The sequence below is a fragment of the Bradyrhizobium sp. AZCC 2289 genome (assembly GCF_036924615.1).
Classification (GTDB): domain Bacteria; phylum Pseudomonadota; class Alphaproteobacteria; order Rhizobiales; family Xanthobacteraceae; genus Bradyrhizobium.
Genome location: NZ_JAZHRY010000001.1, coordinates 6433306 through 6447526 on the forward strand (window position 1 = coordinate 6433306; position 14221 = coordinate 6447526).

The following is a 14221-nucleotide window of genomic DNA, read 5'->3' on the forward strand; positions in this document are numbered from 1 at the left end:
CAAAGATGTGTGACTTTACGGCAGTCTACTGAAGGAAAAGCGGCATCTCCATATGACTTGTGCAAAAGCCGAAGGAGATCGAACGCATGAAGATCAATCCGCCCATTCTCGCCCTGGCGATCGGGGCATTCGGTATCGGCGTGACCGAATTCGCGCCGATGGGAATGCTACCGGTCATTGCCACAGATCTGGGTGTGTCGATTCCAACGGCCGGCCTGCTTGTCAGCGCGTATGCGTTCGGCGTGCTGGTTGGAGCGCCTTTAATGACGCTCACGACGGGAAAAATGCCGCGGCGCATGTTGCTGGTCAGCCTCATGGGCATTTTCACGGCAGGCAACATTCTCGCCGCGCTCTCACACGACTATACTATGTTGCTTGCGGCCCGGATCCTCACTGCATTCAATCATGGAGCCTTTTTTGGTGTCGGCTCGATTGTCGCCGCGAGCGTGGTGCCGCCCCACCGGCGCGCTGGCGCGGTCGCTGCGATGTTTATGGGACTGACGATCGCCAACGTTGGTGGCGTGCCTTTGGCGACCTGGGCAGGTGAAATCTTCGGTTGGCGGTCCGTTTTCTGGGCAATCGGAGGCCTTGGCTTGGTTGCAATGGCATCACTGCGGCTAGCATTGCCAAACATTCCAACCGATGCCGATGCTGACATGCGCTCCGAACTCCGAGTGCTCACACGAAGGCCCGTGCTTGCCGCACTGGCAGTAACCGTAGTTGGCTCGAGCGCAATGTTTACCGTCTTCACCTACATCGCCCCAATCCTACGCTCCGAAACACATGCCTCCACGGTCTTCATTACTGCAATGCTAGTCGTCTACGGCATTGGACTGACGGCCGGAAATTGGTTGGGCGGGCGTTTCGCCGATCGTTCAGTGGATCGCACGCTATTCGCTACCCTCGGCGCACTAATCTTGCTCCTCATCTTGTTCGCGGGCAGCATGCAGTGGCCGATACCGACCGCAATTCTGATCTTTCTTTGGGGTGCCGCGGGTTTCGCACTGGTACCACCACTGCAGCTCAAAGTGATGTCGCACGCGGCAGACGCGCCGAACCTCGCCTCTGCCATGAATATCGGCGCATTTAACCTGGGCAATGCAGTCGGGGCAGTGCTTGGCGGCGTGGTGATCGATAAGGTCCTCGGATATCCGGCAGTCTCACTTCTTGGGGCTACCATGGCTGCCATAGGATTGGTGATGGCGCTAGCGCTCCGAGAGGGCCCCACATCAAAACGTCCACGCTCTCAAGATAGCTCTGCACCTTCATTGCTAGAAGATGTCAGCCGGGCTGCAAATCTTTTAGACTGTGCGGGAACATCATGAATTTCAGGATCTGGACTATTCTCGCGGGCCTGGCGCTTTCGGCCCTGGTCATGGGCGCTGCGTCCGGCCAGCAGCAATCGGAGGAGGGGCCGGCCTATGGGCCAGAGCTGGAAGGATTTGACTATCCGTTCCCGGTCGAGCGCTTCAGCTTTACCTCCGAGCGCCAATCGCTCCAGATGGCTTATCTCGACGTAAAGCCGGACCATCCGAACGGACGGACGGTCGTCCTGCTGCACGGCAAGAATTTCTGTTCCGCGACCTGGGAGCCGACAATCAAGGATCTTGTGGCGGCTGGCTATCGCGTCGTCGCGCCAGATCAGATCGGGTTCTGCAAATCGTCCAAGCCTGTCGTTTATCAGTTCACATTCAGGGAGCTCGCCGGAAACACGCATGCGCTACTTGCCAAACTCGGCGTGGAGAAGCCGGTCGTTGTCGGCCATTCGACGGGCGGCATGCTGGCGGCCCACTACGCGCTGCTTTATCCGAAGGACGTTAGCCAATTGGTCATGGTCAATCCCCTCGGGCTTGAGGACTGGTACGCGAAGGGTGTCCCTCTAACCTCGGTCGACCAATGGTACGCGCGCGAGTTGACAACGAACGCCGACGCGATCCGGGCGTATGAGAAGTCGACCTATTATGCGGGCGAGTGGCAGGACCGCTATGAGCGCTGGGTACAGATGCTCGCCGGTCTAAACCGCGGGCCGGGCAAGGAGCCGGTCGCCTGGGACTCGGCGCTTTTGTACGACATGATCATGACCCAGCCGGTGCTCTACCGGTTCGGTGATATCTCGGTCCCGACCTTGCTCATGATCGGGCAAAAGGACACCACGGCGGTGGGCAAGGATCTGGCGCCGCCCGAGCTTCGACCCAAGCTCGGCAATTATCCCGAATTGGGGAAGGCGGCCGCAAAGGCCATCCGCGGCGCCAAGCTCGTCGAATTTCCTGACCTCGGCCACGCGCCGCAGATGTCCGATCCCGAACGATTCGACAAAGCGCTGCTTGCGGGCATCTCGAACCCCTGAAGCTTGCGCCGGCTACAATGTGGACGACCTGTGCCGCTCTTCGAATGTCCAGACGCCCGCATGTTTGGGAGTCATCTTGGCTAACGGCCGAACGCTTCAACTGCCTGTGCCTGTCGGAAATCAGACTCGCACATACAGATGATGAAGTCCGTCAAGAAATGGCGTAGGCACAATGCGACCAACGGCATGTACTGTTCGCGGCGACGGCGCGTCCTTGTTGAGTGAAAGGTGCGTGCGAGCCGCGTTATAGTAGGTCGCGTAAGATCGCAGCAGATGGCGAAGATGCCGCTCGCCGAACACGACGATCTGTCCGACATCGATGCCGAGCTTGAGAAGCTCGCCATGAAGCCGTGGTGCGCCCCATAATGGGTTGGCGAGACTGATCTCGCGAATGAGCTGACGGATTTCCAGCGGGGTCTTTGGACGGCCACTGCGCGGTCTTGATTTCTAGCGCCAATACGCTCGGAAGCCGGCGCGATGCCAGCGGATCACAGTCTCCGGCCTGACGATCTTCAAAGCGGCCAGCACGCCAGGTGCCAGCCGGTACAACCCGGCAAATACCAGACGGTCGATGCTGGTGAAGGTCAGTCGCTGCGGCGATTTACGCCGCAGCACGTTGAGTTGATGACGAAACGTTAAGATCTCTGCTTGCAGCGACGCTCGTGACCGGAACAATCCGATCAGCGCCAACCAGATCAGGCTGCAAACATCTCTCATCAATTAAGAGCATCGCCTCGCTTGCTAGCCGGATTGAGTTTCCGACAATGACAGGTGACTAAACGGCGGACTTAAGGGGGGACTTAATCCTCGACGCCGGTAAGGCAACTTGCGCTCGGGCGGCTGTGGCTCGGCTTTGAACTTCGCCCGCCAGTTGCCAAAGGCCTTGAGCGGGATGCCTTCCGCCTCGCAATACTGCCGTTGATTTAAGTCGCTGCGCTTCCACGCCTCGTGGTGCGTCCGCCAGAAGACCTCACCCTGGGCACCTCCATGATCGGATCTCGCTCGCCATCTCGCTCTCCTCCATCTGTAAATCGAAAGGGAGAACAGATCGCGCCCGCGGGACATCAAACAAGTGTGTGAGAAATCAACGCTTACCGTGCAAGAAATGGACGCCTACCTAAATTCCCTGAAACCAGCAAAAAATTCCCTGTTCCTTGCAATATTTTCCCTGTTAATTTGCGTAGGGAATTTGCCGAGAAGTGACTGCGGCACAGGGGTTTTTCGTACTGATATCGCCTCCAAAAACCCGAAAATCATAAAATTCCCTGTTAATTTCCCTGTTAGCAGGGAATTGCCACCGGAGACCGGTTCGTATCCGACTGCGCACACCACCATCCAGTCCTACGAAACCGCAAATCCCGGCGGCGACTCCCGATAGGCCGTTTCTGTGGGGATTTTCGCCGGTATCGTTCCACTCTTTCGGTCTCCGGTGACCCTTGCGGTCTCTCAGGCCGATTTTTAGCCTCCAGTCTCTGCATCCAAAAATTCCGTTCCCCGCGGCAGGGTTTTGACGGCCAATGCCGGTCGGCTGCCGGGAATTTTGGGAGTCTTGGGAGGCCAAAAGCGCGTCGTTTCGAGCCCGGCCGTAGTTATCGCGGATTTAATCCAAGGGCTTCGAACTGCCGACTCCATTCGGCTGGCGCATCACGCAACCGCTCGACTCCAATGCCACGTGGCAAACGACCTTCGACCGCGGCCCGCACAAGAGCTGGTGCAAGGAACGCGAGTGAGATCGTCATGTTGACCTGGCGCACGCTGCATTTTTGACGTGTCGCGATCTGCTGAACGTCAGTCACGGAGCCCGAAACGATTTCGTCAAGCCAGCGACGACCTCGGGCGATGGCGCTGACGAGGCGCGCGCGACGTTCGATCCGCGTTGGGCGGATTTCACTTTTGGGCATGCCGTGTGGGATAAGAATCTGCCTGGATCTCCTGGAGGGCGGCTTCTGCCACGGGATAGAGAGTAAATAGCCGTCGCCCGCGTTAGATATCTCTTCGTCGTCTGCTGACTTCAACCGAACAGCTAGACGATCCTCATACACATCGATACGCGCGACCTGCTCCAAGGCCGCTTTGCTATCTCTAACGTGAGTTAGGCTGGAGGCCCGCTTCTCCTTCTGAGCGATCAGATGTTCATTGAGAGACTTAACGATGATGCTTTCGATGTCGGTCGCCGGAACACGGGAGATCGACCCGACTGATGCCGTTTTGGATTCTCCATGCAGGTGCGGGAGCGAGACGTAATAGCGATAGCGAACGCCGGCCTTGGTTGCATGGGTCGGAACCATGCGATGACCGACATCGTCGAACAAAAGTCCGGTCAACAGATGGTCGCTCGCGTTCCGCGTCGTGGATCGGGTGGTCCACTGATTCGTGAGCTTTTGCTGGACCGCATCAAATAGCGCACGATCCATGATCGCCGGCTGTTCGCCGGGCAGGATCTCGTCCTTGTATTTGACTTCACCCACATAAAAGCGATTGCGCAGCAGGTAGAACAGCGAGCCACGGCCGAAGAGAATACCCCCGCGGGTGGCACCGGTCGCGAGCAGTCTAGATTTGGTTCGGATATCCCGCTCCCGGAGGTCTCGCACCAGTGCGTTGACGCCGCCGAGTTCGAGGTAGCGTCGGTAGATCAGGCGGACCTGCTCTGCCTCGCCCTCGACGACGGCAATCTTGTCGTCCTTCATGTGATAGCCGAGGGGGAGGGGACCGCCGACCCACAGGCCCTTTCGTTTAGAGGCAGCAATTTTGTCGCGGATGCGCTCGGAAGTGACCTCCCTCTCGAACTGGGCGAAGGACAGAAGCACGTTGAGCGTCAGCCGGCCCATCGAAGTCGTGGTGTTGAACTGCTGGGTGACCGAGACGAACGACACGCCATGTGCATCGAACAGTTCCACCAGCTTGGCAAAGTCGGCCAGCGATCGCGTCAGGCGATCGACCTTGTAGACGACAATAACATCAAGCTTCCGAGAGCGGATATCGTCCAGCAATCTCTGCAGGTCGGGGCGATCGGTGGATCCACCGGAATATCCGCCGTCATCATATCGCGACCGGATCAGGGTCCAGCCGGCATGGGCCTGACTCTTTATATAAGCTGATGCAGCATCATACTGGGCGTCCAGTGAGTTGAACTCCTGGTCGAGCCCATGGTCGGTTGAGACCCGGGTATAGATCGCACAGCGAACGGGCCTGATCGAAGGAGCCTTCATGATCGAGCCTTTGCGTCTAACCGATCTTCTTTATCCCTCAGGCCAAAAAAGCGCGGACCGTTCCACTTGGTTCCGGTGATCGCGAAGGCAAGCTTGGAGAGACTGTCATAGGTCTGGCCGTTCCAGGCAAAACCGTCAGCTATCACCATCACCCGTTGCGATCGACGATCCCACTCTCGTACCAACACAGTTCCCGGTGTTAGTTCGGTCCGCTTCTGATCGAAGCTGACGAGACGCGCGGACATCTTCGCGCCGGTGTCCTTTGCGTCCGTCCGATCAAGCACCTGCCCAGTCTCATGATCTAAATCGCCCAAGCGGTCGGCTTGAATCCGATAGGCGATAATTGCGAACATTAAATGCCGGGGCAGGTGATCGGGCGGCGGTCTCTGAAATACGCTCTGCCATCGTGAACGAAGACCTTTGAGATCGAGACCGCGCAGATGCGCGATCTCGTCTCCAATGGAAGTTTTGGTCGAGGTGCGACCGCTGTGACGCTTCTCCAACATCGCATTATGCCGCCTGCTTTACGCGATCGGCGGTGGACGTAGCCTTGCCATCCTTGATGCGGTAGACTCGTCCCTTGTCGGTCTGTTCGGAAACCAGATTGAGACCGAGCTTCTTGCGCACAACACCAGCGAGAAAGCCGCGCACCGAATGTTGCTGCCAATGCGTGGCGGTCATGATCGCGGCGATCGTCGTTCCCGCCGGCATCCGCAGCATCACAAGGATGCGGGCGTGCTTAGTGTCGGGCCGCATCGCCGTCTTTGAAGATGAAGGCGCCAGCCGAGTGCGAGACCTAAACTTACTGGTGGATCGTGAAGTGGAGCGGGCCGCAGCCTTTAGCTTCGATTTGGGTTTGGTCATGGGATCCTCTGAGGTTCGTGCGACGCCATCCGCCGCACCAACTCAGCCCCGCCCGGGCAAAACTCCCGGCAGGGCAAGACCCCGAAGCCGGCCTCAGCCGTTCCAAGTCGCCAACAGCAACGCTCCGATCAAGGACGAAAGCCAGTCATTTCTGAGCAAATAGTCACTGGAAGGGCCCAAAATCCTGCCTTCCGTATCGTGGGTTTGAATCCCACTCTCTCCGCCATGTAGGCCCAAAAATCCTTATTTATCAGTGCTTTCCCCATCCGACGGTTTGTCGGCCCATACTTCAGCCCATATTCCCTATGTGGCGGGAAAAGAGCGCTGTCGGTGAAGTTCTTGCCGGTCGTTTATGTCATGGCGTCCGGGTAATCGAGCTTCTTGCGACGATCAGAGAGACGTTGTCTCGGCCCCCGGCGCTGAAAGCCTTTCCGGCGAGGTCACGCACAGCTCGGATGGGATCGTTGGCGACACTCAGAGCGTGCCCGATTTCACTATCGTCCACCATGTCGGTGAGTCCGTCGCTGCATAGCAGCAGGGCTTCTTGGGGTCCAAGCGGCGCATCGACATTGGTGTGGGGCTCGATGGCAATTGGAAACGAAGAGCCGCCGAGTGCTTGGGTGATGGCATGCGACCTGCGATGGCCTGAGCGGTTGTCTCCTTCGATGGCGACATCGTCGTGGCTGAGCTGAATGAGCCGGCCTGCACTGAAGAGGTAGCAGCGGCTGTCGCCGACGTTAAAGGTCAGCAGCGCGGTGGGAGTTAGGAACGCCCCGACCAACGTTGTCCCCATGCCAAGGGCAGCTTCGTGCTGCTGCATCAGCGCGTACAGATGTTGATTGGCGTCCTCGATTGCCTCCGCGCATGATTCCGGATTTGAAATCCGGTCGGCGGCTGCAACCAGATAGTCGAGCACCGCACGGCTGGCCATCGCGCCCTGCGCGTGGCCTCCCATGCCGTCCGCGACCATCAGGAGGCAGCCATTGCCCGGTGTCGTCATGACGATAGGCGCGTTCATGTCGCTAGTCAGGACACGGGTATCGATGGAGATGGCGTCCTCGTTCGCCGGACGCACGCGACCGCGATGGGTGAAGGCGGCTATGGTCCAGCCCGTCATGTCCAATGCCTCACTGGGATAGCTCAGCTTCGATTAGCGTCCACCTTCTTATGGTGATGGAGCGCCGCCCAGCAGTTTGGCCTTCAGGCCGTCGAATTCAACCTGGGAAAGCGCGCCCCGGACTAGGAGGTCATGAAGGCGTTCCAGCTCTTGAACGGCGGATGTTTGAGGCAGCGGTGGTGGCTCGACGAGCTGAACCTTCCTTACGTCATTGACGAAGAGGTTTAACCCCGACTCGCCGCCGCTGCTCGCAGAGCCAACCCGGTGAGCCGCCCGCATCGCCCAGATCATTGCGATTCCCCAGCCGATGATGGTGCTTCCGAAGACAATATTGATGAGAGCGATAATCCAACGGTTCGGATGGTCGCGGCGGAATGCCACGATGCTCGGCATAATGTAGATGATGCCGACAATGAGAAAACCTATTCCTAGGAAGATTATGAGAGCGGTGTCGTCCGACGGAGCTGGAGAAGCTGGATGCATGTTACGCCGCCCGCAATATTATCGAGACGATGAACGATGCGATCCAGAGGAAGCCGTAGCTCGGCGTCTGGCGCAGGCGTTGCGCGCGTACGAAGAGGTAGACGGGCGCCAACAGCAGGGCGAAGAGCGTCATCCATCCGGAGCTGTAGCCGGCGCGCTTGAGTTGCTCCGCGTCGACAAGGCACAGTGCTCCGTTCGTCAATACCGGGACGAGCCAGGTGAGAGGCGATAGAAATGCCTCGAAGAACGTGTCGTCTGCAGGATGGCTGTTCTGATAATTAAGTAGTGCGATATCAACGAACAAATACGCGATCGGCGCGAAGGCGAGTGCCCATACCAAGCCGTTGTTGACATGGTTTGCGGAGATCGGCGGCGGGGTATCCTTGAGCTGCGCCCCGATTTCTGTCGCGTGCAGCGGCTGCCAGTCAGCCAGTCCTTTACGCCAGATCGGTGTCTCGCCGTCGATCGTCTGGGCTGCCAAGAGTTCGCGTAGCTTGTCGGCAGGTACGGGTCCTATACGCTGGCCGTGCTGCGCATAGAACCACGCGTCGTCGCTCGTCGTTGTCTCGCTCATTATTGCCCCAGCTTCCTCGTGGGCTTCCAAGAATGTCGTTGAAGGGTTCATCCATGGGCAGCCGATCTTTCGCCTCAGCCCGGCTTCGCGTGAAGCGCGCTTTGTCTCAGGAGGCATTGGCGGTGGACGCCGGTGTTGACCGCTCTTACGTCGGCCGCATCGAGCGCGGGGTCGAAAATCCCAGCGTCGAAACCCTGGATCGGCTCGCTACCGCCTTGGAGGTAGCGGCGGCCGAATTGCTGTTGGCGCCCAAGCAGGGTGAAAAGCCTCCGGCGACCCTTCGAAAAGGGCGCAAAAAGAAGTGAGGATCGTCGCCGGTGCGGTCGATTCCGAAGGAAGTGGGGAACGGTGCAGTATGTAACTAGACCGATGTTGAGTTCACAAGCAGGTCGCTTGTGAACTCAATGAAAGTCCGCACCTTTGCGGCCCTGAGCTGCCGCGAAGGATAGAGTGCGTAGAGTGGAAACACTTCACCCGGCCAGTCCGGAAAAAGCTCGATCAATTTACCTTCTGCCAGCAGATGGCCTGAACCGAGGGCCATAATCTGAGCGATGCCAACCCCAGCTTCACACGCGCTAAGCATAGCGTCGACGTCCGACACCATCAGGCGTGCCGGCGGTCTAACAGGCAGAATTTCGCGACCTTGACGAAACTCCCAATCGAATGGTCGTGCATTCGCCGCATCGTAGAAGTCTATGCATCGTAGCTTCTCGACTTCGGACGGGTGCTTCGGTCGGCCGTAGCGTGCAACAAACTCTGGCGATGCGACCGTCAGAATGCGCGTTTCAATCAGTTTGCGCGCGATAAGGGAGCCGCCTGGCGGGTCGCCGAAGCGCAGTGCCAAGTCGAAGCCGTCGGCGACCAGATCGCCGACGTGATCCCGCATGATTAGTTCGAGCCGAACTTCGGGATGTCGATCGAGAAACTTGGAAATCTGTTCGGCCAGCACCACGCGCGAAAAAAATGGATCGACATTGACCCGAAGCCGCCCGCGCACGATGCCTGCTGCACCCGAGGCTGTGATGGCGGCCTGCTCAATCCCATCAAGATGCGGTCCGACTTCCTCGTAAAAGCGTCTTCCTTCGTCTGTGAGAGTCATGGTGCGTGTAGTGCGCTCAAGAAGCCGCACACCGACCCGTGTTTCCAGCCGCCCGATCGCCCGACCCACGCCAGATGACGTGAGACCGAGCGCCTCGGACGCGCGGGCCATCGAACCAGCCTCGACGACGGCCATCAGAACCGTCACACCGGAAAGAAGGCGAGCGTCATAGGGCATGGCAATTACTGACTCCTAGTCCGAAGTGTACGGACACTTCGGCGCTACAATCAAGGCAAAAGCCGTGACATCGTCTCTCCGACGGTGGGCGATCGGATCAATCCCGCCAGTAACGCAAAGGGACAGCGAAGCCATGCGCATGCGCATCGCCGGCGTCCCCCCCTCTGATCGGAGTAACGCATGACCACGAAGTCGACAGTTCTAATTTTAGGCGCCTCGCGCGGGCTGGGTCTGGCGATGGCGGAGGAATGGCTCAAGCTCGACGCCAAGGTCATTGCTACGCAACGCAGTGCGTCGCGGGATCTGAGCGAACTGCAGGGCCGTTATCCGGGTAGCCTCGAAATCGAAACGGTCGATATTGTGGAGGCGGCGTCCGTGCATGCCTTGCGCGAACGCCTCGGAGGGCACCGCATCGACGTGCTCTTCGTCAATGCCGGCCTTTGCAAGGCCCATGAGGAGACGCCGTCCGCGGTAGACGAACGCGACTTCGTCGACATGATGCTGACCAATGCGCTCGGACCGATGCGCGCGGTTGAGCTCTTGGAAAATCTCGTGCCCGCAAACGGCGCGATCGCGGTCATGACCTCTGAACTCGGCAGTATCGCCGGAAACAGAGGCTTCTGGGAGCTCTACAGCTCCAGCAAGGCCGCCCTCAACATGCTGATGAAATGCTTCTCGGCGCGCCATGCTGGCGATCCACGCGCGCTCTTGCTGGTCGCGCCAGGCTGGGTCCGCACCGACATGGGGACCTCGGCCGCAACGCTCTCGATCGAAGAAAGCATCCCGTTCGTCGTGGAAACCGTCGAGCGCAGTCGCGGCCGGGCCGGCCTGCGCTTCATCGACCGCAACGGCCGAACCTTGCCCTGGTGACTCAAAAGCAAACGGAGGAACTCATGGACACGATCATCACTCGCGGCGTCAGCATCCCGCGCCTTGGCTTTGGCACGTTCCGCATGCCGGGCGGCGGCTGCCAGCCTGTCGTCGAAAGCGCGCTCGCGCTCGGCTATCGGCCGCACAGCCGCGGCGCTCCTTCAAGAGGACTGCGTCGTTACTCGGCCGCCGATATCTGACGTGCCCTTGCCGCCGCTCTCGGCCGCGAGGTCCGCGTGGAGCCCGTTCCGCGCGAGACCTGGGAACAGCTTTTCCGCTCGCAGGGCATGAAGAACCCCCTGCCACGCATCCGCATGGTCGATGGCTTTAACGAAGGCTGGATCGACTTTGAGCGTGCCGGCGAACACCGCCAGGGCACCGTTACCCTCGATACCGTGATTGCTGGGCTGATCGGCAAGGGAGAGGCAGCATGACCAGCACCACTCGCAATTTCCGGCAAGCGCTTGGAATGGCAGCTATCGCCGCTCTCGCTCTGGCTGGATCGTTGGCCCCTGCGCGCGCCGCCAATCACCAAGTGAGCAGCATTATGACGATGAAGCAGGACCTCGCCGACCGCGAGAAGGACATTCATTGGCCGGAGGGATTCAATCCGTCGCAGGCTGATTTGTTCTCGCATAACGCCCTACTGATCAACGCTTCATGCGAGCGCATCTGGGGACACATCGTCGACGCGACGAAGTGGCCGCAGTGGTAGGCCAAGAGATCAGCGTCACCTTCCAGCAGAATCAAAAAAATTTGGAAACGGGAAGAATTCGATCGCCGCGAGCCAACTGTTTCGCATCGGCCAAGCCCTGCGCGTGAAAATCAGCACATTCTTCGAGAAGCCCGCCCCCAATCGATGGCGCATGAAACCGCGATAAAGCAGCTGTGTTTGTGGGGCGCGGGGAGGGGGCGCCGATCCGCCAATTGAGGTTTGATCGCCTTGGGTCGCCAAGGCCCGCCATTCCCCAAGAAGAAATAATGAGCCGCTCGCGGGGGGATCCCGCGTCTCGCCTTTGGCGACGCTATCCAAATCGGGCGGGTAGCTCGACCGGAAACCGTTCCTAAATACCATAAGCCGCTCGATATTTTGCAGTAAAGGCTTTCAACAGAATTATAGTTGACAGTGGTTATTTCAGCCGCTATACGAACTTGAGTGAAAGGCTTTATTGCAAAATGCAGAGAATCGAGGAAACCGCTACTATCCGCGTTGGTTCCCCGTTTCGGGAGCGCATTGTGCACGAGCCCACCGGAAAATTTCTGGTGGTCCAGGGCAAGGACGTTGGCTCAGACGGCAGCCTCGTTCTTGACGGCATGGTCCGCGTCGCCGACGTGCCGGGCAAAGGCGCGCCGGACACGCTCGCGGTGGGAGAGCTGGTATTTCAGACCCGGGGGCTTAGCTACCGGGCCGCCACCGTACCGCAAGACGCGCCGCCGATGGTTGCTGCAGGGTCGCTTTTTATTCTGCGCCCCGATCCGTCGCGCGTCACCGCCGACTACCTTGTCTTCTTCCTGAACCTTCCCGCGACGCAAGCGGTGCTTCGCCAGTTGGCGACCGGTTCGACCATTCCCAATCTTCGCCGCTCTGCGATCGAGCAACTTGCCTTGCCTCTCCCAAGCCTTTCCGATCAGCACAAGCTGGTCGCCTTGAGCCGGCTGGTTCGCCAACAGGCGGATATCGAGACACGGCTCAACGCCCTGCGGATGCAAGAGCTGCATTTGCTGGCTGCGGCACGCGCTGGCTCTGAGAGCGGGTCGACCGGCAAATCAAGCGCGGTCAAAACGGCTCGAGCCAAATCACCCGACAACGCAATTTCCCAACGATAATAGGAGGAGTCATTCATGGCCAACGAACAAGACACCGGCACCAAGACCACCAAGGACGACGTGTTCCGCAAAGCCTGGGCGGCTTGCGACACGTTCCGTGGCCTCATCGACGCCTCCGAGTACAAGGATTACGTGCTGGTCACGCTGTTCTGGAAAGCCATCTCCGACACATGGCGTGAGCATTATGACGATACCAAAGCCCGCTACGGCGGCGACGAAGCGCGCCTGTTGCGCCGCATGGAGCGCGAACGGTTCGTGCTGCCGAAAGGCGCAAGCTTTCAGGAGCTTTGGGAAAACAAGGACGCCGACAATCTCGGCGAGCTGATCGATATCGCGCTGGATGCGATTGAAGAAGCCAACAAGGCCAAGCTCGACGGCGTGTTCCGCAACATCAGCTTCAACTCCGCCAATAAGCTCGGTGAAACCAAGGACCGCAATCGCCGCCTTCGCAACCTGCTCGGCGACTTCAAGGATCTGGACCTTCGTCCCAAGCGGCTCGCCAAGGGCGACATCATCGGCGACGCCTATATCTACCTGATCGAACGCTTCGCTTCCGATGCAGGCAAGAAGGCTGGCGAGTTCTATACACCGCGCCAGGTGTCGCGTGTGCTGGCGAAGCTCGTTGCGCCCAAAGAGGGTGAAAAGATCGCCGATCCTGCCTGTGGTTCGGGCTCCTTGTTGATCGAGGCGGCGCAGGAAGTAGGATCAAAGAACGTCATGCTCTACGGGCAGGAAGTGAACGGCGGCACGCATGCGCTCGCCAAGATGAACATGTTCCTGCATGACATCGACGGCGCGAAACTGGAGTGGGGCGACACCCTCAATAATCCTAAGCTGATCGAAGACGACAAACTCCTTGCTTTCGATGTCGTGATCGCCAATCCGCCGTTCTCGCTCGACAAGTGGGGTGCAGAGAATGCCGCTAACGACAAGTACAAGCGTTTTCATCGCGGCGTACCGCCGAAGAGCACAGGTGATTGGGCCTTTATCACGCATATGATCGAAACAGCACGGCAAAAGGCCGGACGCGTAGCGGTCGTCGTCCCGCACGGCGTTCTGTTTCGTGGCGGCGCCGAAGGAAAAATCCGCCGGGGGGTGCTCGAAGAAAACCTGCTCGATGCCGTGGTCGGGTTGCCTGCAAACCTGTTTCAGTCGACGCCAATAACGGTTGCGGTCCTTCTGTTCGACCGTCGGCGTGAGGCTGGAGGTCCACTCGCAAAGCGAAAGGACGTGCTGTTTATCGACGCGAGCCGAGAGTTTCAGCCGGCAAAGGCTCAAAACCTGCTGCTCGAAGAGCATATATCTAAGATCATTGAAACTTACGCCGCGCGCAAAACCATAGAGAAATATGCGCGCGTCGTGCCGCTAAATGAGATCGTCGACAATGACTTCAACCTGAATATTCCTCGGTACATCGATACGTTTGAAGCAGAGGAGAAAATCGACATCAAGGCGGTGCAATCCGAAATCGATTTGCTTGAGGGCCTGCTCATCGACGTTAAGGCAAAGATGAAGGACTATTTGAAGGAGCTTGGTGTAAATGCATAATCCCCTTCGAACCGTATTGTCATATGTAAAGAGAGAAGACCTGCCGCCGGAGTGGACGCTCGTCACAGTTGGAGACGTCCTTCACGGTACACAGTACGGTATGAAT

The 14221-nt window shown here is 58.7% G+C and carries 18 protein-coding genes; 9 read left to right on the top strand and 9 right to left on the bottom strand.

What is annotated here, in order from left to right; genetic code table 11:
• Nucleotides 1–86: 86 nt before the first annotated feature.
• Both V1289_RS30535 and V1289_RS30540 read left to right on the top strand, forming a co-directional pair.
• On the top strand, nucleotides 87–1325 hold the full coding sequence (locus tag V1289_RS30535) for an MFS transporter (protein WP_334401459.1): 1239 nt from the start codon (nucleotides 87–89) through the stop codon (nucleotides 1323–1325).
• A 50-nt stretch (nucleotides 1326–1375) separates the two neighbouring features.
• Entirely contained in the window at nucleotides 1376–2347 is a 972-nt protein-coding gene (locus V1289_RS30540; protein ID WP_442896206.1) for an alpha/beta fold hydrolase, read from the top strand.
• Between the two features lie 447 nt (nucleotides 2348–2794).
• On the opposite strand, the gene V1289_RS30545 is transcribed toward V1289_RS30540, so the two are convergent.
• The 8 genes from V1289_RS30545 to V1289_RS30575 form a co-directional block, all read right to left on the bottom strand.
• Nucleotides 2795–3037: a hypothetical protein gene (locus V1289_RS30545; protein WP_334401463.1), complete on the bottom strand. Its 243-nt coding sequence runs from the start codon at nucleotides 3035–3037 to the stop codon at nucleotides 2795–2797.
• Between the two features lie 51 nt (nucleotides 3038–3088).
• Nucleotides 3089–3412: an IS66 family insertion sequence element accessory protein TnpA gene (gene tnpA / locus V1289_RS49900; protein WP_442896093.1), complete on the bottom strand. Its 324-nt coding sequence runs from the start codon at nucleotides 3410–3412 to the stop codon at nucleotides 3089–3091.
• 524 nt (nucleotides 3413–3936) lie between these two features.
• On the bottom strand, nucleotides 3937–5556 hold the full coding sequence (locus V1289_RS30550) for a recombinase family protein (RefSeq protein WP_334401465.1): 1620 nt from the start codon (nucleotides 5554–5556) through the stop codon (nucleotides 3937–3939).
• Entirely contained in the window at nucleotides 5553–6062 is a 510-nt protein-coding gene (locus tag V1289_RS30555) for a DUF2924 domain-containing protein (protein ID WP_334401467.1), read from the bottom strand. Before V1289_RS30555 ends, V1289_RS30550 begins: the two co-directional genes overlap by 4 nt.
• A 4-nt stretch (nucleotides 6063–6066) precedes the next feature.
• Nucleotides 6067–6312, bottom strand: coding sequence for a DUF3489 domain-containing protein (locus tag V1289_RS30560; RefSeq protein ID WP_334401469.1), 246 nt, complete (start codon nucleotides 6310–6312; stop codon nucleotides 6067–6069).
• 463 nt (nucleotides 6313–6775) lie between these two features.
• Entirely contained in the window at nucleotides 6776–7537 is a 762-nt protein-coding gene (locus V1289_RS30565) for a PP2C family protein-serine/threonine phosphatase (protein ID WP_334401471.1), read from the bottom strand.
• A 48-nt stretch (nucleotides 7538–7585) separates the two neighbouring features.
• Nucleotides 7586–8020 (bottom strand): superinfection immunity protein, encoded by a 435-nt coding sequence (locus tag V1289_RS30570; protein WP_334401473.1) that lies wholly within the window; start codon nucleotides 8018–8020, stop codon nucleotides 7586–7588.
• A gap of 1 nt (nucleotide 8021) precedes the next feature.
• Nucleotides 8022–8594 (bottom strand): DUF4339 domain-containing protein, encoded by a 573-nt coding sequence (locus V1289_RS30575; RefSeq protein ID WP_334401475.1) that lies wholly within the window; start codon nucleotides 8592–8594, stop codon nucleotides 8022–8024.
• Nucleotides 8595–8647: 53 nt separating this feature from the next.
• Between V1289_RS30575 and V1289_RS30580 the strand changes: the two genes are divergently transcribed.
• Nucleotides 8648–8899, top strand: a complete 252-nt coding sequence (locus tag V1289_RS30580) for a helix-turn-helix domain-containing protein (protein ID WP_334401477.1) — start codon at nucleotides 8648–8650, stop codon at nucleotides 8897–8899.
• 56 nt (nucleotides 8900–8955) lie between these two features.
• Here the strand turns inward: V1289_RS30580 and V1289_RS30585 are convergent, their stop codons facing one another.
• Nucleotides 8956–9870, bottom strand: coding sequence for a LysR family transcriptional regulator (locus V1289_RS30585; protein ID WP_334401479.1), 915 nt, complete (start codon nucleotides 9868–9870; stop codon nucleotides 8956–8958).
• Between the two features lie 180 nt (nucleotides 9871–10050).
• On the opposite strand from V1289_RS30585, the gene V1289_RS30590 reads away from it, so the two are divergent.
• From V1289_RS30590 to V1289_RS30615, 6 genes are all read left to right on the top strand, one after another.
• Nucleotides 10051–10740 carry an SDR family NAD(P)-dependent oxidoreductase gene (locus V1289_RS30590; RefSeq protein ID WP_334401481.1) on the top strand — a complete coding sequence of 230 codons (690 nt, stop codon included), beginning with the start codon at nucleotides 10051–10053 and terminating at the stop codon, nucleotides 10738–10740.
• Between the two features lie 23 nt (nucleotides 10741–10763).
• Nucleotides 10764–10940 carry a hypothetical protein gene (locus tag V1289_RS30595; RefSeq protein WP_334401483.1) on the top strand — a complete coding sequence of 59 codons (177 nt, stop codon included), beginning with the start codon at nucleotides 10764–10766 and terminating at the stop codon, nucleotides 10938–10940.
• Between the two features lie 36 nt (nucleotides 10941–10976).
• Nucleotides 10977–11174, top strand: coding sequence for a hypothetical protein (locus tag V1289_RS30600; RefSeq protein WP_334401485.1), 198 nt, complete (start codon nucleotides 10977–10979; stop codon nucleotides 11172–11174).
• Complete coding sequence (locus V1289_RS30605) at nucleotides 11171–11455, top strand: hypothetical protein (RefSeq protein WP_334401487.1); 285 nt, start codon at nucleotides 11171–11173, stop codon at nucleotides 11453–11455. The genes V1289_RS30600 and V1289_RS30605 overlap by 4 nt, the downstream gene beginning before the upstream one ends.
• Nucleotides 11456–11916: 461 nt before the next feature.
• Complete coding sequence (locus V1289_RS30610; RefSeq protein ID WP_334401489.1) at nucleotides 11917–12567, top strand: restriction endonuclease subunit S; 651 nt, start codon at nucleotides 11917–11919, stop codon at nucleotides 12565–12567.
• A 15-nt stretch (nucleotides 12568–12582) separates the two neighbouring features.
• Nucleotides 12583–14115, top strand: a complete 1533-nt coding sequence (locus tag V1289_RS30615) for a type I restriction-modification system subunit M (RefSeq protein ID WP_334401491.1) — start codon at nucleotides 12583–12585, stop codon at nucleotides 14113–14115.
• Nucleotides 14116–14221 lie beyond the last annotated feature (106 nt).

Coding starts and splice junctions, on each gene's coding strand:
- V1289_RS30585 (WP_334401479.1), bottom strand. CDS start 9,870: ATGCCCTATGACGCTCGCCTTCTTTCCGGTGTGACGGTTCTGATGGCC.
- tnpA (WP_442896093.1), bottom strand. CDS start 3,412: ATGTCCCGCGGGCGCGATCTGTTCTCCCTTTCGATTTACAGATGGAGG.
- V1289_RS30615 (WP_334401491.1), top strand. CDS start 12,583: ATGGCCAACGAACAAGACACCGGCACCAAGACCACCAAGGACGACGTG.
- V1289_RS30590 (WP_334401481.1), top strand. CDS start 10,051: ATGACCACGAAGTCGACAGTTCTAATTTTAGGCGCCTCGCGCGGGCTG.
- V1289_RS30610 (WP_334401489.1), top strand. CDS start 11,917: ATGCAGAGAATCGAGGAAACCGCTACTATCCGCGTTGGTTCCCCGTTT.
- V1289_RS30550 (WP_334401465.1), bottom strand. CDS start 5,556: ATGAAGGCTCCTTCGATCAGGCCCGTTCGCTGTGCGATCTATACCCGG.
- V1289_RS30580 (WP_334401477.1), top strand. CDS start 8,648: ATGGGCAGCCGATCTTTCGCCTCAGCCCGGCTTCGCGTGAAGCGCGCT.
- V1289_RS30595 (WP_334401483.1), top strand. CDS start 10,764: ATGGACACGATCATCACTCGCGGCGTCAGCATCCCGCGCCTTGGCTTT.
- V1289_RS30575 (WP_334401475.1), bottom strand. CDS start 8,594: ATGAGCGAGACAACGACGAGCGACGACGCGTGGTTCTATGCGCAGCAC.
- V1289_RS30535 (WP_334401459.1), top strand. CDS start 87: ATGAAGATCAATCCGCCCATTCTCGCCCTGGCGATCGGGGCATTCGGT.
- V1289_RS30560 (WP_334401469.1), bottom strand. CDS start 6,312: ATGCGGCCCGACACTAAGCACGCCCGCATCCTTGTGATGCTGCGGATG.
- V1289_RS30605 (WP_334401487.1), top strand. CDS start 11,171: ATGACCAGCACCACTCGCAATTTCCGGCAAGCGCTTGGAATGGCAGCT.
- V1289_RS30565 (WP_334401471.1), bottom strand. CDS start 7,537: ATGACGGGCTGGACCATAGCCGCCTTCACCCATCGCGGTCGCGTGCGT.
- V1289_RS30570 (WP_334401473.1), bottom strand. CDS start 8,020: ATGCATCCAGCTTCTCCAGCTCCGTCGGACGACACCGCTCTCATAATC.
- V1289_RS30555 (WP_334401467.1), bottom strand. CDS start 6,062: ATGTTGGAGAAGCGTCACAGCGGTCGCACCTCGACCAAAACTTCCATT.
- V1289_RS30540 (WP_442896206.1), top strand. CDS start 1,376: ATGGGCGCTGCGTCCGGCCAGCAGCAATCGGAGGAGGGGCCGGCCTAT.